General features: G+C 69.7%; 24 protein-coding genes and 4 pseudogenes. 19 read left to right on the top strand and 9 right to left on the bottom strand.

Annotated features, from left to right (window positions below; genetic code table 11):
* Window positions 1–2: 2 nt before the first annotated feature.
* Both ACIBG4_RS37590 and ACIBG4_RS37585 read right to left on the bottom strand, forming a co-directional pair.
* Window positions 3–1,364 carry a DHA2 family efflux MFS transporter permease subunit gene (locus ACIBG4_RS37590; RefSeq protein ID WP_397206718.1) on the bottom strand — a complete coding sequence of 454 codons (1,362 nt, stop codon included), beginning with the start codon at window positions 1,362–1,364 and terminating at the stop codon, window positions 3–5.
* Window positions 1,361–2,308 carry a zinc-binding dehydrogenase gene (locus ACIBG4_RS37585; protein ID WP_397206716.1) on the bottom strand — a complete coding sequence of 316 codons (948 nt, stop codon included), beginning with the start codon at window positions 2,306–2,308 and terminating at the stop codon, window positions 1,361–1,363. The genes ACIBG4_RS37590 and ACIBG4_RS37585 overlap by 4 nt, the downstream gene beginning before the upstream one ends.
* 90 nt (window positions 2,309–2,398) lie before the next feature.
* Here ACIBG4_RS37585 and ACIBG4_RS37580 point away from each other — a divergent pair, with 90 nt between their 5' ends.
* From ACIBG4_RS37580 to ACIBG4_RS37545, 8 genes and pseudogenes are all read left to right on the top strand, one after another.
* On the top strand, window positions 2,399–3,097 hold the full coding sequence (locus tag ACIBG4_RS37580) for a TetR/AcrR family transcriptional regulator (protein ID WP_397206714.1): 699 nt from the start codon (window positions 2,399–2,401) through the stop codon (window positions 3,095–3,097).
* 190 nt (window positions 3,098–3,287) lie between these two features.
* The gene (locus ACIBG4_RS37575) at window positions 3,288–3,506 is read left to right on the top strand and encodes a ferredoxin (RefSeq protein ID WP_397206712.1); all 219 of its coding nucleotides are present in this window, start codon (window positions 3,288–3,290) and stop codon (window positions 3,504–3,506) included.
* The gene (locus ACIBG4_RS37570) at window positions 3,503–4,906 is read left to right on the top strand and encodes an NAD(P)/FAD-dependent oxidoreductase (RefSeq protein WP_397206710.1); all 1,404 of its coding nucleotides are present in this window, start codon (window positions 3,503–3,505) and stop codon (window positions 4,904–4,906) included. The genes ACIBG4_RS37575 and ACIBG4_RS37570 overlap by 4 nt, the downstream gene beginning before the upstream one ends.
* A gap of 59 nt (window positions 4,907–4,965) precedes the next feature.
* Entirely contained in the window at window positions 4,966–6,228 is a 1,263-nt protein-coding gene (locus tag ACIBG4_RS37565) for a cytochrome P450 (RefSeq protein WP_397206708.1), read from the top strand.
* Window positions 6,229–6,311: 83 nt separating this feature from the next.
* Window positions 6,312–6,443, top strand: coding sequence for a hypothetical protein (locus ACIBG4_RS37560; RefSeq protein ID WP_397206706.1), 132 nt, complete (start codon window positions 6,312–6,314; stop codon window positions 6,441–6,443).
* Window positions 6,444–6,681: 238 nt separating this feature from the next.
* A complete protein-coding gene (locus tag ACIBG4_RS37555) occupies window positions 6,682–6,861 on the top strand; it encodes a hypothetical protein (RefSeq protein WP_397206704.1) in 180 nt (59 codons plus the stop codon).
* Window positions 6,862–6,879: 18 nt separating this feature from the next.
* Window positions 6,880–7,590: pseudogene (locus ACIBG4_RS37550) on the top strand (diacylglycerol/lipid kinase family protein); the annotation flags it as partial.
* A gap of 69 nt (window positions 7,591–7,659) precedes the next feature.
* Window positions 7,660–7,767: pseudogene (locus tag ACIBG4_RS37545) on the top strand (IS5/IS1182 family transposase); the annotation flags it as partial.
* 60 nt (window positions 7,768–7,827) lie between these two features.
* On the opposite strand, the gene ACIBG4_RS37540 reads toward ACIBG4_RS37545, so the two are convergent.
* Both ACIBG4_RS37540 and ACIBG4_RS37535 read right to left on the bottom strand, forming a co-directional pair.
* The gene (locus ACIBG4_RS37540) at window positions 7,828–8,637 is read right to left on the bottom strand and encodes an endonuclease/exonuclease/phosphatase family protein (RefSeq protein WP_397206702.1); all 810 of its coding nucleotides are present in this window, start codon (window positions 8,635–8,637) and stop codon (window positions 7,828–7,830) included.
* Between the two features lie 499 nt (window positions 8,638–9,136).
* Entirely contained in the window at window positions 9,137–10,171 is a 1,035-nt protein-coding gene (locus ACIBG4_RS37535) for a hypothetical protein (RefSeq protein WP_397206700.1), read from the bottom strand.
* Between the two features lie 106 nt (window positions 10,172–10,277).
* Between ACIBG4_RS37535 and ACIBG4_RS37530 the strand changes: the two genes are divergently transcribed.
* The 3 genes from ACIBG4_RS37530 to ACIBG4_RS37520 all read left to right on the top strand — a co-directional run bounded on the left by ACIBG4_RS37530 (window position 10,278) and on the right by ACIBG4_RS37520 (window position 14,080).
* A complete protein-coding gene (locus tag ACIBG4_RS37530; RefSeq protein ID WP_397206698.1) occupies window positions 10,278–10,943 on the top strand; it encodes a response regulator transcription factor in 666 nt (221 codons plus the stop codon).
* The gene (locus tag ACIBG4_RS37525; RefSeq protein ID WP_397206696.1) at window positions 10,940–12,013 is read left to right on the top strand and encodes a sensor histidine kinase; all 1,074 of its coding nucleotides are present in this window, start codon (window positions 10,940–10,942) and stop codon (window positions 12,011–12,013) included. Before ACIBG4_RS37530 ends, ACIBG4_RS37525 begins: the two co-directional genes overlap by 4 nt.
* Before the next feature lie 921 nt (window positions 12,014–12,934).
* A complete protein-coding gene (locus ACIBG4_RS37520) occupies window positions 12,935–14,080 on the top strand; it encodes an aldo/keto reductase (protein ID WP_397206895.1) in 1,146 nt (381 codons plus the stop codon).
* Between the two features lie 100 nt (window positions 14,081–14,180).
* On the opposite strand, the gene ACIBG4_RS37515 is transcribed toward ACIBG4_RS37520, so the two are convergent.
* The 4 genes from ACIBG4_RS37515 to ACIBG4_RS37500 all read right to left on the bottom strand — a co-directional run bounded on the left by ACIBG4_RS37515 (window position 14,181) and on the right by ACIBG4_RS37500 (window position 17,806).
* The gene (locus tag ACIBG4_RS37515) at window positions 14,181–14,783 is read right to left on the bottom strand and encodes a DNA-binding response regulator (RefSeq protein WP_397206694.1); all 603 of its coding nucleotides are present in this window, start codon (window positions 14,781–14,783) and stop codon (window positions 14,181–14,183) included.
* Entirely contained in the window at window positions 14,780–15,994 is a 1,215-nt protein-coding gene (locus ACIBG4_RS37510) for a sensor histidine kinase (RefSeq protein ID WP_397206692.1), read from the bottom strand. The genes ACIBG4_RS37515 and ACIBG4_RS37510 overlap by 4 nt, the downstream gene beginning before the upstream one ends.
* A gap of 14 nt (window positions 15,995–16,008) precedes the next feature.
* Complete coding sequence (locus tag ACIBG4_RS37505; RefSeq protein WP_397206690.1) at window positions 16,009–16,683, bottom strand: hypothetical protein; 675 nt, start codon at window positions 16,681–16,683, stop codon at window positions 16,009–16,011.
* 199 nt (window positions 16,684–16,882) lie between these two features.
* Window positions 16,883–17,806 (bottom strand): endonuclease/exonuclease/phosphatase family protein, encoded by a 924-nt coding sequence (locus ACIBG4_RS37500; protein WP_397206688.1) that lies wholly within the window; start codon window positions 17,804–17,806, stop codon window positions 16,883–16,885.
* 250 nt (window positions 17,807–18,056) lie between these two features.
* On the opposite strand from ACIBG4_RS37500, the gene ACIBG4_RS37495 reads away from it, so the two are divergent.
* From ACIBG4_RS37495 to ACIBG4_RS37465, 7 genes and pseudogenes are all read left to right on the top strand, one after another.
* Window positions 18,057–20,333: a hypothetical protein gene (locus tag ACIBG4_RS37495; protein ID WP_397206686.1), complete on the top strand. Its 2,277-nt coding sequence runs from the start codon at window positions 18,057–18,059 to the stop codon at window positions 20,331–20,333.
* A 76-nt stretch (window positions 20,334–20,409) separates the two neighbouring features.
* The gene (locus ACIBG4_RS37490) at window positions 20,410–20,568 is read left to right on the top strand and encodes a hypothetical protein (protein WP_397206684.1); all 159 of its coding nucleotides are present in this window, start codon (window positions 20,410–20,412) and stop codon (window positions 20,566–20,568) included.
* Between the two features lie 232 nt (window positions 20,569–20,800).
* Window positions 20,801–21,730, top strand: a complete 930-nt coding sequence (locus tag ACIBG4_RS37485; protein WP_397206682.1) for a phytanoyl-CoA dioxygenase family protein — start codon at window positions 20,801–20,803, stop codon at window positions 21,728–21,730.
* A 275-nt stretch (window positions 21,731–22,005) separates the two neighbouring features.
* A complete protein-coding gene (locus tag ACIBG4_RS37480; protein WP_397206680.1) occupies window positions 22,006–22,437 on the top strand; it encodes a recombinase family protein in 432 nt (143 codons plus the stop codon).
* A 41-nt stretch (window positions 22,438–22,478) separates the two neighbouring features.
* Window positions 22,479–22,850, top strand: a pseudogene (locus ACIBG4_RS37475) (recombinase family protein); the annotation flags it as partial.
* Complete coding sequence (locus ACIBG4_RS37470) at window positions 22,827–23,048, top strand: helix-turn-helix domain-containing protein (RefSeq protein WP_397206893.1); 222 nt, start codon at window positions 22,827–22,829, stop codon at window positions 23,046–23,048. The pseudogene ACIBG4_RS37475 and the gene ACIBG4_RS37470, both read left to right, overlap by 24 nt.
* A 192-nt stretch (window positions 23,049–23,240) precedes the next feature.
* Window positions 23,241–25,325, top strand: coding sequence for a prolyl oligopeptidase family serine peptidase (locus tag ACIBG4_RS37465; protein ID WP_397206678.1), 2,085 nt, complete (start codon window positions 23,241–23,243; stop codon window positions 25,323–25,325).
* A gap of 187 nt (window positions 25,326–25,512) precedes the next feature.
* Here ACIBG4_RS37465 and ACIBG4_RS37460 read toward each other — a convergent pair.
* A pseudogene (locus tag ACIBG4_RS37460) lies at window positions 25,513–26,287 on the bottom strand (Tn3 family transposase).
* Between the two features lie 85 nt (window positions 26,288–26,372).
* Here ACIBG4_RS37460 and ACIBG4_RS37455 point away from each other — a divergent pair.
* Complete coding sequence (locus ACIBG4_RS37455) at window positions 26,373–26,540, top strand: hypothetical protein (protein WP_397206676.1); 168 nt, start codon at window positions 26,373–26,375, stop codon at window positions 26,538–26,540.
* Window positions 26,541–26,679 lie beyond the last annotated feature (139 nt).

Below are 26,679 nucleotides of genomic sequence, written 5' to 3'. Positions count from 1 at the left end.
GATCATTTGTGGCCGGGCAGGCTTGCGGCCATGGCCAGGCCGGTCGCGGTGAGGATGAACATCCACGTCAGAGCTGAGGTGAAGCCGCCGGCCTGGAGGATGACGGCCATCAGCGCGGTGCCGGTGGCGGCGCCGATCCGTTGCACGACGGTGCTGGCGCTGGTGGCGTGTGGAATGGCGGCCGGGCGCAGGGTGCGGTAGACGGCGACGCTGACGGGCAGGCTGGCGACGCCGAATCCGACTCCGCGCAGGAGCAACGCCACGCTCAGCAGCAAGGTGTCGGTGTCAGCGGTGGCGAAGACGAACGGGAGGGTGCCCGCGGTGGCCGCCGCCATCCCGGCCAGGGCCAGCGGGCGGGGCGGCAGGCGGTCGGTATACCGTCCGATGAGCAGGGACGCCGTGGCGACGCCGAGGGTCTGTGGGGCGAGCGCGAGCCCGGCGTCGAGCGCCGACAGGCTGTGCAGTCGCTGGTAGTACAGCGGCAGCAGGAACATCGGCCCCCAGCTCGTGACGCCGAGGACGAACATCATGACCGTCCCCGACCGGAAGCTGCGATCGGCGAAGAGTCCCAGATCGAGCAGGCTCGTCTCGCCCCGGCGCAGCGAGCGCGCGACGAACGCCGCAAGCAGTGCGGTCCCGGCCGTCACCGTCACCACCGTCGGCACTACTGCCGGCGCCCCGGTCCCGGTGTCGGTCTCCAGCCCGGTCAGCGCGTACAGCAGGGCGACCACCGCGGCCGGCAGCAGGAGCAGCCCGACAAGGTCGAGCCGGCGGTCGTCGCGTTCCTCGTCCCGGGGAAACCACCGCCACGTCATGGCCAGGGACATGAGGACGAGCGGCACGTTGACGAAGAAGACCCAGCGCCAGCCCCAGCCGTCGATCAGCAGGCCGCCGAGCACGGGCCCGGAGATCGGGGCGATCTGCCCGACGAAGCCGACCTTGCCCATCACCCGGCCCAGGCGGTCGGGCCCCGCGGCCCGGGCCAGGACGAGCTGCGTCACCGGCAGGATCATGCCCCCGCCCAGCCCCTGCAGCGTCCGGAAGGCGATGAGCGAGCCCGCCGACCACGCGGCGCCGCACAAAATCGATCCGAGCAGGAAGAACCCCAGGGCCGCCAGCCACACGGCGCGGGCGCCGAAGCGGCCGACCGACCAGCCCACCAGCGGGATGACGGCGGTCATCGCCAGCACGTAGGAGGTGGTGACCCACTGGATCGTCGTCACCGGCGCGGCCAGGTCACTGGCCAGCTCGTCCAGCGCCACCGCGACGATCGTGGTGTCCAGCAGCGCTGCCATCGCGCCCACCAGGACCGTCGCGGCCAGCGGCAGCAGGGGGCGTGCGCTGGTGGAGGCCGGCGTGCTCACGGGACCAATAGGGTCTTGCCGATCGTGGTGCGGGCTTCGATCGCCCGGTGCGCCTCGGCAGCCTCGGACAGGGGATAGGTCTGGCCGACGATCGGGCGCAGCCGACCGGCCGCAGCGTGCGCGAGCGCCTCCTCGGCCAGCGCCCGGATCTGCGCCGGGGCGGGCACGCCGCCGTCGGGGACGACCGTCACATGAGCGGCCGGCTCGGTCCAGGAGCCGGAGGCCATGCCGTACACCCTGGCCCGGCCGCCGGGCCGCACGGCGCGCATGCCCTGCGCGCCCACGACGCCGCCGACTCCGTCGAAGACCAGATCGACGCCTCCGCTCATCTCGGCGACCTCGCGTTCCCACCCCGGCCTGGAGTAGTCCACGTAAGCGAAAGCACCCAGCGAGGTGACCAACGCCTCCTTGCCGGGACCGCGGGCGGCGCCGACCACCTTCGCCCCCGAGGCGGCGGCCAGCTGGACCAGCAGACTGCCGACACCACCGGCGGCCGCCTCCACCAGCACCCACTCGCCCGGACGCACCTCGGCCTGCCGGTGCAGGAGCACCGCTGTCCGCCCATCGGCCAGCAGCGCCACCGCATCCCGCAGCGCCACCTGAGCCGGGACGGGGACGAGGTCCTCCGCCCGGGCCACGGCCAGCTCCGCATAGCCGCCGGTGCCGCCCGTCGTGGTCACCACGGTCCGCCCGACCAGCGCCGCATCCGCCCCCGGGCCGACAGCCGAGACGCGCCCGCCCACCCCGTTGCCGGGGATGCGCGGAAGCGGTGGCCGCTGGTGGGCCGCGGGACCGCGACCGGCCCGCACCTGTGTCTCGACGTACGTGATCCCGGCATAGTCCACCGCCACGAGCACCTGCCCCGGCCCCGGCACCGGATCTTCGACCTCCCGGATGCGCAGCACCTCCGGCCCGCCGAAGCGGTCCATGGCCACAGCACGCATGACTGCCTCCTCAATGGGAGCAAAATGCTCCGCTTGGACGGGACTTTATAACCGGAGTACTTCGCTCCGCAAGTTCGGTATGCTGCCGACATGACCCAACCCCAGCGCCGCGGTCCCCGGCAGGCGGAAGCCGAGCGCAACGACCGGGCCCTCCTGCGGGCGGCCCGCCAGGTGCTGGCGGCCGACGGGGAGCACGCTTCGGTCGCGGCCATCGCAGCGGCCGCCGGGGTCGGTATCGGCAGCCTCTACCGCCGCTATCGCACGAAGGAGGAGCTCTTTCAGCGGCTGGCCGAACTGTCCCTCGACAACTGGAACCAAGCCGCCGAACGAGGTCTCGCCGAGGACGATCCATGGGAAGGGCTGGCCTCCTTCATCGTCACGTGCGTCGAGTTCGGCCAGGGTTCGCTCGCCCCAGTCGCCGGAACCATCGAGGTCACCAAGGAGATGCAGGCCAAGTCCGACCGCTCGGACGAACTGATCGCCGCGCTCGTCACGCGCGCCCACCAGGCCCGCGTGCTCCGACCGGACGTCACCGCCGTCGACATCTCCCTGCTGATCGAGCAGTTCGGCAGATCGCCCGCCCTGGACCAGTTGCGCAAGCAGGGGCGCGACGAGCTCCTCGAAGCCGCCGCCGACGCTCACAAACGCGTTCTCGCCATCGCCGTGGACGGCCTGCGCGCCTGCCACCCGTGTCCGCTACCCGGCGACCCGCCCACCGACCGGCTCTTCACCGAACGCTGGACACACGAAACCGGCCGATCTCGCCGCGCGTCATCGACGAGCGACTGATCTCTTCCCGGGTCACGATCCAGCGACCACCAGTGATCCTCGCACCCTCACCGCGCACGCCGTCCGCGTCGGCCAGCAGAGCATGTTTTCCCTGGTAGTGGTTGTTTCGGTGAAAACCGGCGGCGGAAAATCGTCTTGTGCCGCGTCGGCCGGGGCACTCCTCGGTGCCGACGCAAAAAGGGGGCGACTCATGCGTATCGTCGTGGACCTGAACCGGTGCCAGGGATACGCACAGTGCGTGTATCTGGCCCACGAGATCTTCAAGCTGAACGGGACGGAGGCGCTCACCTACGAGCCCAACCCCGACGACGCGCGGCGCCTGCAGGTCCAGCGGGCCGCCGCCGCCTGCCCGGTGCAGGCGATCATGATCGACCGCTTGGACGATGCGGATCGGGGTACGCCGTCATGACCATGTCGGCAACGCTCGCCGAGTTGGTGCGCGACTTCAAGGCCAACGGCCGGATCGTCATCGTCGGCGCCTCCCTGGCGGGGCTGCGGGGCGCCGAGGCCCTGCGCGAGGAGGGCTTCCGGGGATCCTTGACCATCGTCGGGGACGAGCCGTACGAGCCCTACGACCGTCCCCCGCTGTCCAAACAGGTGCTCAAGGGCTGGGTCCCGGCTGACCACACTCTGCTGCCCCGCTTTCGAGAGCTGGACGCACAGTGGCGGCTCGGCGTGGCCGCCACCGGGCTGGACAGGGCCACCAGGCAGGTGCGCTTGGCCGACGGCGAGCAGATCCCGTACCACCGGCTGCTGATCGCCACAGGGACCCGCGCGCGACCATGGCCCAACCCGGCCGAGGCCGCCCTGGAGGGCGTGTTCTCGCTGCGCTCGCGTGATGACGCCGCTCGGCTGCAACAGGCGCTGGCCGCGCGGCCATCACGCGTACTGATCATCGGCGGCGGGTTCATCGGCTCGGAGGCGGCCTCCGTCTGCCGGGAACTCGACATCCCGGTGACTCTCACCGAGCGAGGCTCGGCCCCCCTGGTCGGGGCGCTGGGCGGGGTGATCGGCGAGATCGCCGCCGAGATGCAGCGCGACCACGGCGTGGACCTGCGCTGCGGGGTCGGCGTGTCGTCCCTGGAGGGCGACGCGCAAGGACATGTACGGCGTGCTCGGCTCTCGGACGGGACCACCATCGAGGCCGACGTGGTCCTGGCCGCGCTGGGGTCGATCCGTAACGTGGAATGGTTGGAGGGCTCCGGGCTGGCAGCCGGCTTCTGGGGGGTCGGCTGCGACGCCGGGGGTCGCGCCTTCGACATCAACGGCGTGGTGACCGACACCGTCTACGTGGCGGGGGACGTGGCGCGCGCGCCCCACGTGCTGTACGAGTACCAGTTCCTGGCGATGGAGCACTGGGACAATGCCGTCTTCGGTGCCGCGGTGGCGGCCCACAACATGGTGAGTCTCGAGCCCGACTACCGCCCGAACCTGTTGCTGCCGGGCTTCTGGTCCGGTCAGTTCGGCGTCAACATCAAGTCCGTCGGCGTACCACCGTTCGGCGACGAGATCGTCTTCACGCAGGGATCCGTGAAGGAGCGCTGCTTCGCCGCCGCCTACGGTCACCGCGGCCGCATCGTCGCCGCCGTCAGCTTCAATCACGGCAAGTGGCTGGAGTACTACGCGCGGCTGATCGAGCAGTCGGCTCCGTTCCCGCCCCCGCCGCCGGGCTGGGATCGGCCGGACGTCATGAAGCCGGTCCCGGCGGAGTTCCCGGCACCGGGTGTCCCGACGGCGATACCCGACGTCGTCCTGACCGGCCACGACCCGAGCGGGCGGAGCGCCGTGTTCCGGCCGCGGGGCCACTGACGCGCCTCAGCGGGGTCGGCGGGTGACCCGGCCGACGCAGCAAGAAGGAGAGGAACAGCATGGGCGAGGAAACACCCTGGCAGCAGGCGCTCCGCTACGCCAACCGTGCCAATCCGTACCCCTTCTACGCCGAACTCCGCAAGACCCCGGTGGCGCGGCAGCCGGACGGCACCTACGTCGTCAGCACCTACCAGGAGGTCGTCGCGCTTCTCCACGACCCCCGGGTCAGCTCTGATGCCAGGAAGCTCCCGGCCCGCGCCCCGGCCGCGGCGGAGCCGGGAGCCGAGCCGATCACCGAGGCCGTCATCAGTCTGGAGCCGAACATCATCACCTGTGACCCGCCCGAACATGATCGTGATCGCCGCATGATGACGCGGCACTTCTTCGGCCCGCCCCATTCGCCGCACCAGATCTCGGACCTGGAGCCCGACATTCGCCGCATCGTCGCCGGCCTGCTGGACGGGATGCGGGGCAAGACCCGGATCGACGTCGTGGACGAGTTCGCCTACCCCCTGCCGGTGTCCGTGATCTGCAAGGTTCTGGGCGTGCCACTGGAAGACGAACGGCGCTTCCACGCCTGGATCGAAACGGCCCTGGACGCTCTGGATTTCGGCCCGGAGGCGGCCTCCGACGAGATGCGGAGCCGGCTGGCGGGCGGCCGCCACAGCGTGAAGGAGTTCGAGCAGTTCCTGGCCGGGCTGCTCGACCAGTACGCCGGGCAGCCCGGCCCCGGCATGCTCTCGGCGATGGTGCACGACGACGGCCCGGACGGGCGCATGTCCGCGGGCGTGCTCGCCAGCAATGCCGTGCTCCTGCTCTTCGCCGGGCATGAAACCACGGTCAATCTGATCGCCCACAGCGTGCTCACCCTGCTGAGGCACCCCGAGGCGCTGGAGGAGCTGCGCCGCCGGCCCGACCTGATCGTGCCCGCGGTGGAGGAACTGCTGCGGTACGAGTCGTCGGTCCAGTTCTGGCACACCCGCTCGGCCGTCGAGGACATCGAGATCGCGGGCACCACCATCCCGAAGGGCGCGCCGATCTTCCTGGTGTACGGCTCGGCGAACCGCGACCCGGTACGGTTCGCCGACCCTGACCGGCTCGATCTCGAACGCCCCGACAACGAGCACCTCGGCTTCAGCCAGGGCATCCACTTCTGCTTCGGTGCTCCGCTCGCCCGGCTGGAGGTCCAGGTCGCGGTCGGGGAGTTCGTCCGCCGCGTGGAAAACCCTCGGCTCGTCGTCGACCCGCCGCCGTACCGCCACAACCAGATCTTCCGCGGCCCCCGCCACGTCCTGGTCGACATCGACGGGATCCGCGACTGACCCACGTCGGCAGGCACCAGTGCTCGGTGAAGCTGGGAGAGAGAAGCTGCGGTCGGTTCCGGAGGAGCGGCTTCCTCCTGGCCGTGGCCGCACGGACCGGCATGCGCGAGGCGTTCGACGATGTGGTGGTGGTTCCTGGTGCACGGGGAACCATCAACGATTTCATCTTTGGTGTGGTTTCCGCAGACAGACGCACGGTTGGTGGTCGACTGTGATCCTTGTGAGGCTGCGCACGCAGGCATACCACGATCGCCGTGCATTCGACGCTGTCGGGGGTACGGCGACGCTCAGCCTCGGCAGACTGCTGGTGGGTGTGTCCAATGCGGCCAACCGTTCACGCCGGTGGAGGCTGACGGCGGCCGTGGTGGCCGCTTCCGGAGGCGGGCGGGGCCGGCGGACGGCTTGGACCGTCCGACGTCGGGCGGCGTGTCCGGCGGCCGCGGGATGAGTGCGGTGACCGGCCCCGGCCCCGCCACCTCCGTCAGGGTGGTCGTGGTGATGAATCCCGGCTCAGGAGGTGGAAAGGTCACGCGCTTCCGGCTCATCGAGCGAGTCGAAGCCGCCGGGGCGCAGGTCAGGCTGACCGGCCCGGGCCTGGACGCGGCATCGCTGGCGAGGCTCGCCGTCGAGTAGGGAGCCGAGGTCCTCGGGGTCGCCGGCGGCGACGGAACCATATCCGCCGTGGCGGCCATAGCGGCCGGCGCGGAGCGCCCGTTGGTGGTGATTCCCGCCGGCACCCGCAACCACTTCGCCCGTGACCTGGGCCTCGATGTGAGGGATCCGACGCGGGCGGTGGACGCGCTGCTCGACGGGCGGCAGGTGCGCGTCGATCTGGGGCAGGCCGGCTCACGTGTCTTCGTCAACAACGTCTCGTTCGGGGCCTATGCCGAGGCTCTGCTGACGCCCGGCTACCGGGAGGCGAAGGCGCACACTTTCGCTGCCACGGCACCCCGCTACCTCGAGGGGCATGAGTGGGTCCACGCCAGCGTGGACACCCCCGAGGGGACCGTCGAGCACCCCCAGGTGGTGCTGGTCTCCAACAATCCCTACGATCTGTCCACTCCGCGCTCCTTCGGCCGCCGCTTCTCGCTCTCCACGGGGTTGCTCGGCGGAGTCGTCGTCAAGCGCCCGGCCGGTCCGCCACTGCCGGATCTGCCCGCGCGCCTTCGCCGCGAACTCCTGCACCAGGGCGGGGCCAGGCCACCCGGTGCAGGAGTCATCGCCTGGTCGGCCGCCCGCATCACCGTGCACGGCACGGTGGCGCAACTGCCTGCGGGCATCGACGGAGAGGCTGCGCTGCTGGACCTCCCGGTGGTTTGTGAGACCTTGCCGGGGGCCTTGCCGATACTGCTGCCCAGATGACGAGCCGGGATCCCGCACGCGCCCTCAGCCGGCGGGCAGGCCGACGTGACGGCGCCGGCGCGGCCGCGAATTGCCTCTCCAGACGGCACGATCATCTGGACCTCCGGCTCGCTGCCGGGCAGCACCCACGACCTGACCGCCGCCCGCATCTGGGCCGTCCTCCGCGCGCTGGCGCATCCTCCGCAAGCTTCGCTGCTGCCCGCACAAGGCAGATGAACAACCTGGTGCTGGGCCAGCTCAACGTGGTGCAGGCGGCGTTGAGCCTGCACTCACCCAGGCGTGCAGCGGGACGTGATCAGACCACGTGCTCCGGGCGTAATCGACGAAGCATTTCCGTACGCGGCCCTCGCCGGCGAACACGTAATCAATCTTCCGCTTGCGGGTCACGTAGGTCCAGCGCCGGCGCGGGTCGCATTCGTCGCGGCCCTTGTAGGCCGCGGCGGCGTCGCGCGGCACCAGGTTGAGGTCGCCACCGATCACACCCCGGCCGAGCTTGAACAGCTCGCGCAACTGGATGTGCCGGTAGGGCCTGCCCTTCTGCCTGTCGTCGTAGCTCGATCCCGACGAGAAGTGCGCGGTGCAGAACGTCCGGTCGGCCGTGCAGACGGCGTACCTGCGGGCTCCCCACGGCGGCGAGGTCAGCGCGTGCACGACGAGGCCGGTGTCCGTTCCGGCCACGGCCAGGGTGACGCTCAGCACCCCGCGTGGCCTGCCGTTTCTGTCGGGCAGGCACTGGTACGGAGAACCGTCCGAATACATCAGCCCCGCCGACCGGACGCTCCAATTCCGGCCGGTACGGCGTTCGAGCTCGTGTTCCAGGTCGGCGTCGGCGCCCGTGCAGAACTCCTGAAGGAAGACCACGTCCGCCTCGGTCGCCAGCACTGCCACGTGCCAGGCCAGCTCGGCGTTCGAGCGGCGGAAGAGCGCGCACCCGGCGTTGGTGCCCGCACAGACGTTCCACGTCATCACGTGGAGGAGAGGTGGCTGTGCCTGTACGGACAGGTTCGGTAACAACAGTCCGGCGATCACGAGCTGGCTGATCATCATCACCGAGATCCCTCCACACATGATCCGAGCCGTCAAAAGACCGCTCAACCGGCACATCTGGCAACCAGGAGCCTATTGGTCTTCATGGGGTCAGACCCGGGCGTACGAGCTGCCAAGAGCCTCTTCTCATGCCAACCCGTCCCGGTTCTCTCCTGCTGATCAGCCCGATCAGGTTGGAAAAGCCTCAGTGATCCCCTCATCAGTGACTCCCACACTCCCGTGACAACGGGTTTTGTTGGTAGTGCACCGCCCTACGGTGGCGCGAATGGGCCGGAGACAGCGCTTGTGCCGCTGGTTTCCAGCCTTCTGCGGCGCCGTCGGCCGCTGTGATCAGCGGCTCACCGGGTTCAGCCGAGATAACGGAAATTCCGGCCAAGATCAAGTTTGATATCACCCTGAGCTGGGCGAACGCCGATCTAGCGGTTCGGCCGATCATGAGGAGAACTTCCGAGATGCGGCGACGGCCACATCTGAAGTACCGGCGACCCCGGCTTCGCCGTCACTGACCGGCGCAGCTCACGGGAGGCGGCGCGGGCCAGGCGGTCGGTTGCGCCTGCCGGTACTGCTCCAGGTCGATGTGGTTGCCGTTGATCGCGTCACGCCGCTGGAGTTCCGCCCAGTACGCCGGGTCGAGGAAGATCGCCGGATTCCACGACGACTGCGTCAGCTCCGTGGGCTGCCCCAGGTAGAGCACAGCGTCGGCCAGTTTCCCCAACGGCAGGCCGCACAGGGGCGGCGCGTCCATGAACCGCCCCGCGTCGGTGGACTCCAGCCACGTCCCCTCGCACGGGATCACGCTGCGCCGGGGACGGGCCGCCAGGCGGGGATGGCTGCCCGCCACGATCACGTAGACGCGCTGGCCGGTCCGCTTCTCGATCAGCGGGACGCCGTGGTCGGCGTTGTGTCCCGGCGCGGGGGAGTGCATGACGTGTCCGCTGCCGTAGCAGATCAGCGCCCTGCGCCCTTTGGCGAGCACGTCGCGTTCCACCACTGACGCCAGGTGGGCGTCACGCTGGGCGAGGAAGGCGTCCACCTGGTCTTGCGTGGTGATCCGAGACCAGTCGATCGGCGGATCCCCGAGCAGCACCCGGAGCCTGCGGTGCGGGGGCACCGTCCAGTTGACGGCGCGGACCGTACGGAAGAACTGCTCACGGATCGGCTGGTCCCCGGTGGCCAGCGGCGACTGCGTGGTGTTACGCCAGACCTGCCGCAACGCCGCGTCGTCAATCGCCGCGCCCGCCGTGAACCGGTCCATGAGCGGCTGGTACAGCGCGTTGCCGAACTCGACCACGATGTCGTCCACCACCTGCGGAAACCGGGGGTCGGCGAGCAGCAGCTGCTGCGCGTCACCGTGTTCCTGCAGGCCGTGTGACTCGCCGAGAGCGACGAGCCGGTGGTGTTGGAAGGCCGCGAGCACCGCCTGGTTGAGGTTCGGTGTGGGCGTCGCGGCGACGCGCGGCGTACTGGCCGTCAGCAGCCCGGCCGCACCGGTGACGGCGATGAACCCGCGCCGGGTCACTTGTGAATCTCTCATGTCCGCTCCTTCTGCTCAGGAGTGGTTGATACGCCATGTCTGGTGTCACCCGGGTGACACCAGATCCCTGGCATCGTGGGCAGTACCGGTGCGAAAGGGGACGGTGTTGCGAGTTCTGGTCGTCGAAGACTTCGAGGTGCTGGCGCGATCGATCGGGACCGGGTTGCGCCGCGAGGGCATGGCGGTGGACGTCGTACTCGACGGCGACGACGCTCTGGCGCGCCTGGCGGCCACCCGGTACGACGTGGTGGTGCTGGACCGCGACCTGCCCGGCACGTCAGGTGACGAGGTGTGCCGTGACATCGTCGCTGGTGAGGCCGGGTCGCGGGTGTTGATGCTGACCGCAGCGAGCACCGTACGAGACCGGGTGGAGGGCCTGGGGTTGGGCGCCGACGACTACCTGCCCAAACCGTTCGACTTTGCCGAACTCGTCGCCCGCGTACGCGCGCTCGCACGCCGCTCGACGCCCGCCGTGCCCCCCGTGCTGCGGGCGGAGGATCTGACCCTGGACCCGAGCAAGAGGCTGGCGTTACGCGGCGGTCGGCGTCTGGCGCTCACCCCGAAGGAGTTCGCGCTGCTGGAGTGCCTGCTCGCCGCCGGTGACCGGGTGGTGTCCACGGAGGAGTTGCTGGAACGCGTCTGGGACGAGGCCGCCGACCCGTTCACCACGGTCGTCAAGACGACGATGCGCCGGTTACGGGCCAAACTCGGCGAACCACCGATGATCGAAACCGTCCGCGAGGGCGGCTACCGTATCGGGGCCGCGCGATGAAGGCGCCCCACCCCCGACGGCCGTCCCTGCGCGCGCAGCTCACGGCTCTGTACGCCGGACTCGCCCTGGCCGTGGCCATCCCGACGCTCCTGGTCACCGGCTACCTCTTCGGCCGAGGCCAGACCCGCCTGCGGGCTGGGGATGCCAGGCCCGCGCCCGACACACTCACCCAGCGGTTCGACGCCGCGCTCGCGGTCATCGGCGCCATCGTCGTGGTCCTCACCGTGCTGATCGCCTGGTGGCTGGCCGGACGCCTGCTCCGCCCGCTGCGTGCCATGACCATGACCGCCCGGGAGATCTCCGCGACCAACCTCAACAGGCGCCTCGCCCTGCGCGGCCCGGACGACGAGCTGACCCGGCTGGGCCACACCCTCAACGACCTGTTCGGGCGGCTGGACGCCTCGTTCGCCGCGCAGCGCCACTTCGTGACCAACGCCTCGCACGAACTGCGTACCCCGCTGGCGGGTCAGCGCACCCTGCTGCAGGTCGCGCTGGCCGACCCCGACGCGAGCGAGGCCAGCCTGCGCGCCGCGTGCGAACAGGCGCTCAACCTCGGACACCAGCAAGAACGGTTGATCGACGCCCTGCTCGCGCTGGCGGAAGGACAACGGGGCATCGAGTCCAGGGAAACGATCGACCTGGCCGAGATCGCCGACCGAGTGTTGTCGTCGCGCCGTACGGAGGCCGCCCGGCGTACCATCACGCTGCGGACCTCGCTGGAGCCCGCACCGCTGAGCGGCGACCCCGACCTGATCGCCAGCATGATCGGCAACCTGGCCGACAACGCGCTCCGCCACAACCTCCCTGGTGGACACGTGACCATCGCCACCGGCCTGGCCAATGGTCACGCCCGCCTGTCGGTCGGCAACACAGGACCGGCCATCCGACCACAGGACCTGCCAAGGCTGTTCCAGCCGTTCCAGCGATCCGGCACCGAACGCACCCACACCGCCGACGGTCACGGGCTGGGCCTCGCCATCGTACGGGCCGTCGCCGAAGCGCACTCCGCGCGACTGACGGCCCACCCGCGCCCCGGGGGCGGTCTGGACGTGACAGTGCTGTTCGCGTGAGCGTCAGCCCAGCGGCAGACGTGTCGCTGTGTCGGCTACATGAGGCCGTCGCGGTCGAGTTTGCGGAATCCGGCTTCGAGGTCGGTTCGGGGAGAAGCCGAGGGTGAGCTCTGCTGAAGGAGGTCGACTTCACCGACGTCAAACTGGCTGCTTGATTCACAGAGGCGTTGCCGCCGTTGACGAACGTGCTGGGCTGGGTCTCGATGGGGTGAAGGCACGGTGGGTGGCTGGCGCCGGTCTGGGACGATCTGAAGCATGGCGCGTGGCGATGGGGTCCTGGTCATATCCAGCCGGAAATTCCCGCTAAGCAAGAAGGTGCAGGTCAGCGAGGTTCGTAGTAGCGGATGGTCCATCCGTGCTTGGTGATGAGCCTGGCCAGTGCGTGCTCGCTCGGCGTTCTCCTGCCATGATCCCGATGTCCTCCATGGCCCCGCGTGCCGACGCTCGAAGGCTTAGCGGGAATTCCCGGCCGGATATGACCAGGGCCCCAAGACAAGCCCCTGCAGCGCTTCGTCGCCGGCGCGGACGCCATCGAGGCCGCCCATGAAGGAACTCCTCGCCCAGGCCGAGGCCTCCCACGAGCTGGGCGGCAGCCTGGCCTACGACGATACCCAGGCCTGAGCAACACGTCCCGCACCGGAAGCCGCCGGGTACGCCTACGTCAGCTGACCCGCTGTCTGGGGGACGGCACCGGCGCCGGCGGCGCGGGCCACCGAAGCACGGCCCTTCAGCGGGTGAGCACCGCACTGGTCATGGCGCGCACAGGCCATGACCACCGACCGGGCCTGATGACCGCTACGACAAGGAGTACCTGATGAAGCACGTATCACTGGGCGGGCTTGATGTCTCCCGCATCGGCCTGGGAGCCATGACCATGGCCGGGACCTACACACCGGGGGAGGGCTCGATGACGCCGAGTCGATCCGCACCATCCACCGGGCGCTGGAACTGGGGGTCACCCACATCGACACCGCCGAGATCTACGGACCCTTCCACAGCGAGGAAATCGTCGGCAAAGCCCTCAAAGGCCGACGCGACGACGTCGTTGTGGCGACGAAGTTCGGCTTGGTCTCCCACTCCGGCGGTGGCCCCGGCGTGATCGACAGCAGCGCCGACAACGTGAAGGCCGCGGTCGAAGGCTCGCTCAAGCGGCTCGGCACCGATCACATCGACCTCTACTACCAGCACCGCGTCGACCCGAGCACACCCATTGAGGAGACCATCGGCGCGCTGGCCGAGCTGGTCGCCGAAGGCAAGGTGCGCCACATCGGACTCTCCGAGGCCGGCCCCGAGACGATCCGCCGGGCACACGCCGTGCATCCGGTGGCCGCGCTCCAGACGGAATACTCTCTGTGGACCCGCAACGTCGAGGCCGAGATCCTCCCCCTGCTGCGCGAGCTCGGCATTGGGTTCGTGCCCTACTCCCCGCTCGGCCACGGCCTGCTGACCGGGAAGATCCGCACCGTCGAGGACTTCACCGATGACGACTGGCGCAAGACCAACCCGCGCTTCACCGGCGAGAACTTCCAGCGCAACCTGCGCATCGTCGACGAAGTGCAGGCCATCGGCGCCGAGATCGGAGCCACCCCGGCACAGACCGCGCTGGCGTGGCTGCTGACCCGCGGCGACGACATCGCCCCGATCCCAGGAACCAGGCGGATCTCGCGCGTCGAAGAAAACACCGCCGCCGACGGCATCGAACTCAGCGCCGCTCAGCTCGGCCGTTTGAACAACCTCACGCCGGCCGCGGGCGAGCGCCATGACGAGGCGAACATGGCCAGCATCGATCGCCGACCGTCACCGCCGCAGATCTCCTGCGCCGCCGCAGGAGTCGAGACCGACAACCACCTGCTGCGCCACGCCACCAGGACGATCAGGCGCCGATCGGCCGTGCGGGCTCCGGTCGGGCCTCCAGTCGGTGCACGCCGTCACGCCGCAGCGCACGTGCTCCTCGTCGGGCAATCGCCGCGAGGGAGGCTGGGTTCGAACCCTGCGCCGTGGGAAGTGGGCCAGGGTCTGCGCCGAGTAGTCGCGCGGCTCCTGCGGTGCGCGCGCTCGAGGACATGAACCCACGCGCACGCGATCCGTGTCAAAAAAGCCTGGACGATTTCGCAGGGCTGGACCAGGCCACCAACCGGTCATCGGCGGTGGAGGTCACCGAGACGTCTCAGATCCAGCCCTCTTCCCACGCGCGGTGAGCGGCGGCGTGGCGGGAGCTGACGCCGAGCTTGCTCATGGCGGCCGACAGGTAGTTGCGTACGGTGCCCGGCGCCAGATGGACCTGATCGGCGATCTCCCTGATCGAAGCGCCGGTGCGTGACGCCCGCAGCACCTCCAGCTCGCGGTCGCTGAGCGGGCAGTCGCCCTCCGTCAGCGCGGAAGAGGCGATGTCGGGGTCCACGTAGCGCCGCCCTGCCGCGGTGTTGCGGATGATCTGAGCGAGCTGCGCCGCCGGCGTCGTCTTGGGGACGAAGCCGCTCACCCCCGCCGACAGCGCACGACGGAGTATGGCAGGACGGGCGTGCCGCGTGACGAGGATGACCCTGGTGGTGGTCGCGGCCAGGATCTCCCGGGCGGCGTGCAGCCCGTCGGCCGGGGGCATCTCCAGATCCAGGACGGCGATGTCCGGGCGGTGCTCCAAGGCCAGGCGTACGGCGTCGGTCGAGGTGGCGGCCTCGGCGGTGACGGTGAGGTCGTCCTCCAACTCCAGCAGCGCGGCCAGGGCGCCCCTGATCAGGTCCTCGTCGTCGGCGATCAGCAGCCGGATCATCCCGCCTCCCCCTTTACCGGCAGCCGGGCCGCCACGACGAAGCGGTCGCCGTCCTGGCGCCAGGTCAGCGCGCCGCCGGCGGCCTCGATCCGGCTGGCGAGCGTGCGCAGGCCGGTACCCGTTCCTCGGGCGGGCGGGCTGGACGCAGGGCCGGTGCCCGTGTCGGGGCCGGGCGCGCCGTCGTTGGACACCTCGAGGCTGGCCTGGCCGCCGGCGATCCGGCAGCCGATCTCGGCGTGCCGGGCCTGGCTGTGGCGCAGCACGTTCGTGGTCGCCTCGCGTATCACCAGGCCCAGCAGGTGCCTGCCGGAGGCCGGAAGCCGGCCGGCGGAAGGAACCGGGTCCATCTGGGCGTCGATGCCGGCGGCGGCCAGCACGCTGGTGGCGTTCGCGAGCTCCTCCTCCAGCGTGACGCGCCGGTAGCCCTGGACGACAGCGCGGGTGTCGCGCAGAGCGTCGGTGGCCAGGAGTCGCACCGCGTCCATCTCCCCGGCCGCCCGCTCGGGATCTGTGCGCGCGAGCCTGGCGGCCAACTCGCTCTTGAGCGCGATCACCTGCAGGTGGTGGCCCTGGATGTCGTGGAGGTCGGCGGCGAAGCGCAGCCGCTCGTCCTTGACGGCCACCTCGGCCGCCAGCCCGCGGGCGGCCTCCAGCCGCTCGGCGACGTCCCACGCCCACAGCATGCCTAACGTGACCCAGCCAGTGAGGATCACCAGTCCGGCAGGGAACGCTGCGGCGAAGGCTACCGGTCGCTCCGCCACGACGGCCGTGACCCCACCCAGCAGTGCCGCGACCGCCGCCGCGGCCGCGATCAGCAGCCACCGGCGGTGCCCGGGCAGGAACATCGCCACGATCGACACCATCGTCGCCGGGCCGAACGACCACAGCCCGAACTCCAGCCGCGAGAGGAGGATCCCGCCCAGCAGCGCGGCGCCCGCGATGCCCGCCACCAGCCATGGGATCGGCGGCCTTCCGTCCTCATGGTCCGCGGCGCGGGGAAGGCGGCTGCTGAGGCAAACAGCGCTGGCGGTCAGCGTGACCGCCAGTGCTGCGACGGCGGCGAGCCGGACCATCACCGGTACACCCGGCTCGATGATCCGGCTCCGGACGATGAAGACCAGCAGGAAGGCGGTGACGCCGATGAGGCTCCACCAGGTGTGGCGGCGGAGGCTCGTCAGATCCTTACCAGGGCTAGCCGGTACGTCAGGCACGTGTCCATTGTCTCTTACGGTTGGAAGACGAGCTGGGCGGCGATCATGACGTCGAGGACGCCGCACCATTCGGCGAAGGTGCGGGCCACGACCTTGTCCTGCTTGAGGTGAACGAAGTCCCAGACGCCGTGCAGAAACCAGCCGGCGGCCACCAGGTAACGTCCCATTTCCGGGTCGAGGAGAAGGCCCGCCAGGGCGAGTGCGCCGAAGAACAGCATGCCCAGGGCCTGGAGCCGGAAGGTGCCGTCCCGGCGCAGCTGGCCGTCCACTCCTGCCCAGACCAGAATGACCAGCGCGATCCCGGTGAAGGCGGCGGCCGGCGGGATCACGTCCAGGATCCGCAGGCCGAAGACGGTGGCGACGCCGATCGCGAGGCCTGGCCAGGTCGCTTGGCGCTTACCCAGCTTGGCCATGGCGAGGTAGATCAGTGGCAGCAGCGACAGGACGTGGGCCAGCCCGGCCACGCCCCCGGGGGACTCGCTGCCAGACCCTATGATGGCCGACGCCACGAGAGCCAGCGCCGCGGGCCAGCGCCGCTTCAACCAGGCGATGGAGCCGGTGCGGACGGAAGTGGAGGTGGCTGCCGAGTACGGGGTACGGGTATCCATGGGGTCCAGCTTCGGGCAGGCCCGCAGACACGGGTAGTGCCGGATCGCACTGGCGGGCGTGGAGATGTCATGTGAACTCATGACATCTGTCACCTCCTGGTTGCGAGTAGTGGGCCTCTTGGTCAGCGGTTACGCGCGGGCGACGGCGCCGCCGACGGAGGTCTCGCCCGCGGGAGCAGCCGCCTCAGCACGCCCCTCAACCCCGCGGTTCCTGCCCGACGAGGGCTTGGCCGGACGCGTGCCCGAGCCATCAGGATTCCTCCTGTCCCGGCGGCTGCCCTCACGGGAGCCTGACCTCGGCGAAGACCGGCCGGTGATCGGTGTGCCGCAACTCCAGCGCGCGGAAGTCTCGCACCGCTATCCGCGAGTCCGCCAGCACGTGGTCGATCGTCACGCCGGGCAGCCGCCACGTACGACCCAGCGCCTGCGGCCAGGTCGCCGTGAATCCGCGTCCCATGACGTCGGCCGCGTCCCGGTACCCGGACGCCAGCAGCTCACGCATCGGCAGGTGGTCGAGCGTGGCGTTGAAGTCCCCCGCCAGCAGCCGCAACTGGCCGCGGCCGCGCGGCAGCGCCTGGAGGCCACCCTGCCAGCACGGTTGCCGGCCGACGCGTTTGGGCGCGCACGGGTGCACGGAGACGATCTCCACACGGTCCCCGCCGGGATGCGCGAGCCACACCCTGGTCTGCCCGAACGCTCCCACCTTGATCGTCTCTCCGGCCGTCAGCGGATGTCTCGCGTACACGGCGGACCCGCCGGCCCCTGGCAACGGCCGCGTGACGGCGTACGGCAACCTCTCGCGCACGCCCGCCTCCTCCAGTCGCCGCATGGCGTCCGGGGTGAGTTCCTGCAGCGTCAGCACGTCCGGCCGCACCTGGCCGACCAGGGCCATCAACTGGTCCGTGTCCGCCTGGCCCACCATCAGGTTGGCCGCCAGCACCCGCAACACTGGCCCGTCCGCCGCTGGGTTGCCGTCGGCGAAGGCTCGGGGCACGACGACGATTCCCAAGGCCGTCACGGCCGCGATCCCCACCACCCCCGCCGCCCGCCGCCTCAGCAGCCACGCCAGCGCCACGCCGACCACCGCCCCGGCCGCCGCGTACGGCGTGTACGCCACCACCGGCACCCACGGCCAGTCCGGCTCGAACCCGCTCAGCCGCACCAGCGCCCACCAGGCGAACGGGACAACGGCGATCCAGCTCATCCATGTACGCACGTCTCTGTATCGCCGCGAAGCCCGACGGGCGTTCACAAGAGGGTGCGAAGCGCTCCTACGCCGTCCGGTGTCGACCGAACTCGATCGCGCGTATCTCGTTGTGCGCCACGAGGCGCTCAGGTAATGAATCCACGGTCTCAAAGACCGTGGATTCACGGCACTTGATCGTTTCGGTGACGGCTCGCTAGGGTTGGGCGCCTTTGTTCGGACCCTGTCCGCTCGTGCCCGAGGATCGTTCGTGCGCCGCTACCGTTTCGGCAGAATCGCCGCGCTGTTCGCCGCCATCTATGTGGCCGCGGTCGTCGTGTCCGGCGTCCTCGCGCTGGCCACCGGCGACTCCGCGCTACTGCGTGAGATCGTCACCGGCGGGTGGGACCCGGACTTCGTGCCCTACACCTGGTGGGTGGAGCTCCTCACGGTCGCGGGAGGAGTTCTGCAGGGCTGGGCCTACTGGCAGGTGCTGCGCGGGCGGCCGGCCGGCACGGCGGCGGTCAACGACAGGCCGGTCCGGCTGTTACGGGCGGCCCTGTACCTCAGCGTCGCCTGCACGCTGCTGTACCGGCTTCCGATCCCGTACCAGTGGTGGTCGGGCCTGCCCTCCGACGTGCTCAACTTCGCCGTCGTCGGGCTGTTCTTCGTGGTCCTCGCCGGGGCCCTGCCTCGATGGCTGCGGCTGCTCGGGCTCGTGGCCGGGCTGGCGAGCGCCGCCATAGGCATGACCTCCACCGTCGCCTACGGCCTCGGCCAGTACTCCGTCGTGCAGTCCATCTCTCCGTACCAGCTCGGCAACGCCGTCTACCTGCTGTGGCTGGTGCCGGTCCTGGCCGGCCAGGCCAGGGACGCACGCTGGAGGCCAGGCACCGTGCGGATGGGCGGGGCCGCGGCGGCAGTGTCGCTGCTGTCGCCGGGAGGCAATTCGATCGTCGGGTTCGGCGCTTCGGGCGTTGACTACGAGCTGGTGCTGCTCATGGTCCTGAGCATCCTGAGCGTCTTCGGGACGGTGTGGCAGGCCCGCTCCGCCCACGACCTGGGCGGCCCGATCCCGGTGCCGTCTCCGGCGCCTCCGGTCCGGGTCGCACCTGCGCGGGCGTGGCCCCTCGCCGCCGTGGCCGTGGTGCCCCCACTGATCCCCGCGGCCGTCAACCTCGCGGACGGCATGCCTGTGTGGATCGGCCCGAGGGGCGTGGTCGACGATCTCTTTCACGGGTACGTCGGCTACCCGGCGACGGTGCTCTGGGTCGCCGTGGACATGCTCGTCGGAGTCGGCGCCCCGGCCGTACTGGTGCTGATCGCGATCGTACGCAGGACCAGGCGGCTGCTGCGTGTCACGATGCTGATCTTGACTCTCGCCGCGGCGGCAGGCGTCGTCACCGCGCTCACCACAATGTCCGAGGCGGACTGGCAACTCATCCCCGAGATGGCCGAACGGCGGCTGGCTCTGTACCCGGACGGGGTGTTCGACCGGACCGAGAAGGGCGACCTCCTCTTCGGGCTCTCCCCGCTGTGGTACAGCGCCGCGCTCGCCGCCTCCGCCCTCATCCTGCTCGTCCTGTACGGCGCCCCACCGGCCGCCCGCCTGCGCCACCACGTGCTCGTGACGGTGCTGGCCACCTCCGTGGCCCTGTGCTTCCTGCCGGCCGCCGACGAGTCACGCGGCCCGGTCACCACGGCCGAGGACTGCTCGCCTCCCGAGCCCTGGGAGATGGACGGCAAGCCCGTGGAACCCCCGCCGCCGACTGGCTCGCGCGCCTTCATCTGCGCCGTACGCCAGCAGAATGCGCTCACGTTCGCCGCCACCACGCCCGACCAGGTGCTGCTCGCCCACGGCCGTCGCCTGTGCGCCACCTACACCCGCAACGACCCACGCGAGCTGACCCGCCTGCGGGAGGTGGAAGGGGTGAGCGTCGGCAACCTGAGCGGGGTGCTCGCCGGGATCTGCCCGGCCGCGAAGGCAAAGGTCACAGCGGAAGCGGCCGCCCAGGATCGCGAATTCGACGAGTTCATGGCCGAGGAGCAAAGCAAATGCGACGCCACCCCGCGTCACCATCCCCTCATCAAGCCCGCCAAGGCGATCCGCCTCAAGGAGCCGGAGTGGCCCGAGGCGGGACTGGACCTGTACGACGAGTTCGCCGGCGAGGGCAAGAGCACGACCGCCGGCCCGGTCACCGCCGGACCCGGCCGCGTGACGGTGGGCACGCATTCCGACTTCCACGTCTGTGTCACGCTGGAGACCTACACGCGCCGCCCACCGGTCGAGACCAAGGGCTGGGACGACGTCGTCGAGGTCGGCTACGCCAACCAGAGCGGTGAGATGAGTTTCATGGACGGCCTCAGCGGCACCGAACTGCCCGACCTGTCGCTCAACGGCCGCAAGGGGCACTACCGCATCCGCGTGCACTTCGCGTGGTTTCCCTGGAAGGGCGAGGAGTACGGCACCCAGCGGCTGCTGATCATGGCGTACCCAGGGCCGGGCGACAAAGTCGTCACCTACCGCAGACCGCCCAAGCGACGTTGATGAAGTCCCGATCACTCGTGCTGAGGTGGTGTCCCACCGAGTGAGGGGCCACCGGCCGGGCGTCACAGTGCCGCCCGTGCTCGGCCTGCTGGTCGACCTCGACGACTCGCTCTACAGTGACCGGGACCACGCGAGCCCGCGCGGCCACGCCGAACTGTCGGAGGCGATCGGCCGCGCCCAGCAGAGCTTCGGCGTCTCGATCACGTTACCGGTGGCGACCGTACCCAGGCGGTGAACAGCGTCGCGTCGTGGTGGGCGCCGATGACGGTGCCGAGGGTGAAGCGGCCCGGACTCGCAGACCAGATCGTCGCCGCGTGTGAGGCAGGCAACTCCGTACGCCGAACCGCAGCCCTCGTAGGCCCTCCGCTCCCGAAGGTGGCCCCAGCCCCAAAGTGATTGGATGAGTGATCACGATTGCGGTTCGAAAAGGGTTTGCCGGGGTCTGGTCGGCTGGAGATCCTTAGTGGATGGTTCCTGTAGACGTGGTGCGATCCTGGCAGGCGGATGGATACGTGATCCTTCCGGGCTTCCTCTCCACTGACGAGCTGAGACCGGCCGTGGAAGAGCTGGGTCTGCTGTTCCCCTCTGCTGAGGGCTTCCATGACGCCACCGATCCGCGTGCGGAACGTTTCCTCGGCGATGAGTTCGCCGGAATCGACACCTTCCCCTTCGCCAGCACTGCGGTGAGCCTGCTGGCGGTGCACCCTCGCATCCTGGGCCTGGCCGAGGCGCTTCTAAACGACAACGACGTCCGCATCTCCTCCGCGGAGGCATGGGCGAAGTACACCGGTGCCTGCGACTACGACCAGGACCTCCATCGCGACTACCTCAACCACACGCTGCTGGTGCCCAGCACGGCACCGGGGTTCCGGCAGGTGGAGATGTTCGTGTTCCTGTCCGACGTCCCCGAGGAACTCGGCCCTCCCCATCTCCTCTCGCGACGGCATACCTCCCAGATCCCCGCTGTGCCGAACTGGTTCCTCCAGCCGGGACGTCGGGGCGAGGGGCGTTTCGACGATGCCAGCGGCAGCCCGCATCTTTATGCGGCAGAGGTCTCCGGTGCTGGCCCTGCCGGAACGGTCATCGCGTTCGAGACCGGAACTTTCCACCGAGGAACCCAGCTGACCGCCCCACGCGGAGCTCGCTACAGCATGCATCTGGGGTTCCGGCCTCCTGGACTCCAGTGGGGCCTGCGAACCGGTTGGGCCGCGCAGGGATTTGAACGGCGATGGGTCGACTTCGTCCACCACGCCACACCGCGTCAGCTCCAAGCCTTCGGTTTCCCTCCGCCTGGACACCCCTACTGGACCGAGGAGACCCTGGCCGGAACGAAGCTCCGCTACCCCCAACTCGACCTCGCACCTTGGCACCCAACAGATCCCGCAGCAACGCGATGACATTGGCTCTCGTCCGTTGGCTGAGCAAGCGCCCGAGCACAGTGGCGGAAACAGCATCAGCGAAATCATGGTGATCGGCCAGGGCCCGATCATGGATCTGCGACTGTCGGAATTAGGTGATTTGCCGACACCCGCACAGCCCAGCCTTCGACCACCCGGAAAACCGGACATCGGGGGATGGAATACCGTGCCGGGCGGGTGATTCCGGGCCGGAATTAACGACAGGATTTCCCGACAGATAGAAGGGTGCTCTGTCCTTCATTGAGGAGCCTTCGGTGCGGATCGTCTACTCGCGTGTGTCCACCGCGACCCAGTCGCTGCTGCGGCAGCGGCACATCCTCACCGAGGCCGGCCTCCTGATCCGGACCGAGGGCGTCGCAGAGGGATTCCGCCCTGCCGAGGGGATACTGCTGTTCGAGGACCCGGCCACCACCTCCAAGATTCCCACCTTGGAGCGGCCCGCGTTCGCCAGGGTCGCTGCCGCGGCACACCCGCGCGACGTCCTGACCGTGTCGGAGCTGTTCCGGCTGTGCCGGGACCTGGTCGACATCCACGCGGTCCGCGACTGGTGCCAGGCCCGCGGTGTCGCCCTGCGCGTCCTGTCCGGTCCCCTGTCTCTGTCGACACTCGCCGAGTCGATCACGGAGCCGCAGGTGGGTGCTGTCGATAACTCGTGTCGAAAATCAATGTCGGTGAACGGTACGTGAAGTAGATTTCGACAGTGCTCTTCGGCTAGGCGCGGGTCAGTACCGCCGACCAGAACCCCGACCATCAGATCGACGCGCTGCTGCGCGCAGGCGTCGACCGCAAGGACATCCATTTGGACAAGGCCAGTGGTGCCAAGGCCTCCCGGCCCAGCCTCGACCTGGTTCTCAAGCTGCTGCGCGAGGGCGACACGCTGAAGGTCACCCGGCTGGACCGGCTGTCGCGCTCAGTCCTGCACTTGGTCACCCTCGGGGCGGACCTGCGCGAACGCGGGGTGGGACTGCATGTGATCGAGCAGGGCATCGACACCGACACGATGGAGGGCCGGGCGATGTTCGGCATGCTGTCGGTACTGGCCGAGCTGCAGCGCGAGCTGATCGTGGCGAACACGATGGACGGCCTGGCCTCCGCCCGTGCCCGCGGCCGGGTCGGTGGACGCCGGCCCAAGCTCACCGCCGACCAGGCCGCCCTCGCCCAGGAGCTGTACGACACGCGGGACAAGACCGTCCAGCAGATCGCGGACTTGTTCGGGGTGCCGCGCTCGACGGTGTACGGGCACCTGAAGGGCGACACCGTGCGCCGCCAGCCAAAGAAGACCCTGGACAGGGCGTAGGACCCGGTGGGGGTCTTGGGCCATCCGGTCGAAATTGGGGGGCAGACCAAGTACGCCGGAAAGGGTTAATAGGGCTGGTCAGAGGCCGTGACTGTTGCTTACTCGGCATGACCGTCAGGCGAGCCCGGCGGAGGGCCACGCGATCCAATGTCCCGACAAGTCACTGGATCTCCGGCATATGATCATGCTCATATGAGCGACCCCACCGAACCCCCGATCGCCCGGGTGGACGTCGTGCGCGAGACCCTCCACGGCATCACACTCGAGGACCCCTACCGGTGGATGGAAACCGAAGGCGAGGAGTTCCACCACTGGCTGGACGGCCAGGCCAGGCACGCCCGCGAGCATCTGGATGCCCTGCCGCACCGCTCCGGCCTGCTGACCCGGATCCGCGAACTGGGCAGTGCGCTCACGCGGTACTTCGGCCTCGCGATGGCAGCCGAGAGGGTCTTCGCCCTGGTACGCGAGCCGGACGCCCGCGTACCGGTGCTGACGGTGACCGAGGCCGACGGAGCGAGCAGGGTCCTGTTCGACCCCAGCACGGTGCCCGGCGACGGACACCACGCCATCGACTGGTACGTGCCCTCCCCTGACGGCCGCCACGTCGCCTGCGCCGTCTCCGACTCCGGGTCGGAGGACAGCTCTATCCACGTGATCGACGCCGACTCGGGGGTTCTCCGGGAGACGATCCCGCCCACGACGCGTTTCGCCTTCCTGAGCTGGCTGGAGGACAGCCGGTCGTTCGTCTACCACCGCTACGCGGAGCGGCACCGCTTGGACAGCCGCTCCTTCCTGCATCAGCTGGGCGCCGACCCGGCGCAGGACACGGTGGTACTGGCCCGCGGCCTCAACCCCCACATCGAGCTGACCCCGCAGGATCGGCCTTTCCTGGTGGTGCCGCCGCACGGCGAGTGGATGCTGGCGATCATCTCCCACAGCGCGCTCAGCCCCTGGCCCTGGACCAGCGAGCAGCTGAGCGACTGCACGATATACGTGGCGCCGCGCGCCGGGCTGGCCGACCCGGCCGCCTGCCCGTGGCGGAAGGTCGCGGGCGCAGCCGACGGCATAACCGCCTTCGCCACCAGCCACGACACCCTCTACCTGGTCTCCCATCGGGACACACCGCGCTCCCGCGTGCTGGCCGTTCCGCTTGCCGCACCAGATATGTCCTGCGCCCGGGTGGTCGTGCCCGCCAGTGAGCGGGTGGTGGAGACGGTGCGGGTGGTGGGCGACCGGCTGCTGGTGCGCGATCTCGACGGTGGCGTCAGCCGGGTACGGCACGCACCCCTGTCCGGCGGCGAGCCCATCGACCTCCCGATGCCAGCAGACGGCGCGATCCTGGAATGGACCACCCACCCCGAACGGCCCGAAGCCCTGCTCCTGATGGCCAGTTGGACCGACGCGCCACGGCTCTACCGCTACGACGGCCAGTCCTTCCAAGACACCGGGCTGGCGCCCCGCTCACCGGTGGACTTCGGCGACGTGCACGCCCGTACCCTGCACGTGCCCGCGAGGGACGGGACGCCGATCCCGCTCACGGTCATCCACCACAAGGACCTGGAGCTGGACGGCGACAACCCGGCCGTGCTCACCGGCTACGGCTCCGGCGGGCTCATCGACTTGCCGGAGTTCCATCCCGAGATGCTCGCCTGGTACGAGCTCGGCGGCGTCTACGCCGTCGCGCACTTGCGCGGCGGCGGCACCTACGGCCGCGAATGGCACGAGGCCGGGCGCGGCGAGCGCAAGGAGACCACCATCACGGACTTCATCGACTGCGCCGAACACCTCATCGCCCTCGGCTACACCCGTCCGGGGCGGCTGGCCGCCGAGGGCGCCAGCAGCGGCGGCATCCCCACCGGCGGCGCGCTGGTGCGCCGCCCCGATCTGTGGGCGGCCATGGCGATGCACGTGCCGACGGTGAACGCCACGCGCAACGAGTTCACCGAGAGCGGGCCGATCAACGTGCCCGAGTTCGGCAGCATCACCACCGAGGAGGGCCTGCGTGCCCTGCTGATCATCGACGCCTACCTGCGGGTTCACGACGGCGTGCCGTACCCGGCGGTACTGCTGACCACCGGCCTGCGCGACGCGCGGGTGCCGCCGTGGCAGCCGGCGAAACTGGCCGCCCGCCTGCAGGCGGCCACATCCTCCGGCCGGCCGGTGCTGATGCGCGTCGAGGAGCACGGCTGGCACGGCGCCGGCTCGACCCGAGACCAGGAGCAGGCACTGCTCGCCGATGTGCTGGCCTTCATCCTGCACGCGTCCGACGGGTCATAATGACGACAGACACGTCGGGTACGGCATGCACACGCGCCCTCAGCCACGTCGCGGCCCGGTCGATCCCGGGCTGCGTGTGACGCTCAACTTCCATCCCGACCTCCTGGGGGGCGAGCCGGCGATCCTCGAGCGGCTGGCCAAGGACACTACGCCGGAGCCCTGGGTCACCCCCGGGATCGTTCGTTGCTCAGAGCGGACCATCTGACTGTTGACCCTCAGCGCCCGGCGCCGGCCCGAGGTCGAGCTGTTTGCTCATGTCGAGCTCGAACTTGCCGTACAGGTTCAGATGGGACCAGAACAGAGCCGACAGGGCGCGCCGGTCGGCGTCGGTGAGCTTCTTTCGCCACTTCGGCTCTGCCAGGACGATCTGCACCATCCTGGTGTTCAGGTAGACGATCGCGGCCTGGACCAGGTGCAGGGCCAGCGCGGAGACCTCGACGTGTTCGCGGTCGTCGCCGGTCAGGTCACCGGCCTTGCCGTAGAAGATGTCCTTGTTGGCCGAGTTCCACCACGTTCAGGCCTTCGTGGATTTCGCGGCGCAGTTCCGCCTCGGCCAGGTAGTCGCAGATGAAGACGGTGCGGATCACCCGGCCGAGTTCTTCGATGGCCCGGTAGGTGGGGTGTTTGGGGCCGCCGCGGGTGAAGCGGCGCAGCATCTGGGGGGCTTCGGCGGTGCCCAGCCGTAGCGCCGTCGCGTACTTGATCATCTGGTCGTACTGGTTGGCGATCAATTCCCAGTCGATGGTCTTGCCCGACAGGACGCCCTCCAACTGCGGCCAGGTCTCGCCCTCGGTCAGGCCCGGCCGGTACAGGCGGGCCGAGCCGATGTTCTTCAGCCGGGGCAGCAGCTTGAAGTCCAGCAAGTGCGAGAACGCAAAGCCAACGATTGAAGCTCCGTGGGTATCGGTGTACTGGCGATCGATCTCCGCGCTGGTCAGATGGCGCAGCAGGCCCTCGATCATCGAGGCCAGTGCACGTCGGGGCGCAGGTGCGATGATGCCGCATCCGGCTTCGCATCAGCTCCGAGGAACCGATCGTCTATTGCTTATGCCGCAGTACGACGAGTACGTGCTGGACGAGGTCTCCGACATCAACACGCCGGCCCTGCGCCTGTACGAGGAACTCGGTTTCCGCGAGTTCAGCCGGAAGCGGGTGCACCATTTCGGGATCTCCGGGATCAAGTACTACGTGTCGCTGCGCCTGACGCAGAAGTGATCCGGCCGAGACGGATGGCCGAGACGAGGAAGAAGACGCCGCCAGGGATGGCGTAGCCGGCGGCGTTGAGCAGCGTCGGGCTGTCCGCGGCGGCGCCGGCGATGAACGACGCCCCGGCGAGCGCGGAGACGGCGCCGCT

It is taken from the genome of Nonomuraea sp. NPDC050383, assembly GCF_044459125.1.
In the GTDB taxonomy this organism is placed as follows: Bacteria; Actinomycetota; Actinomycetes; order Streptosporangiales; family Streptosporangiaceae; genus Nonomuraea.
Note: the sequence above shows the minus strand (reverse complement) of the source record. Positions and strands in the feature narration are given on the sequence as shown.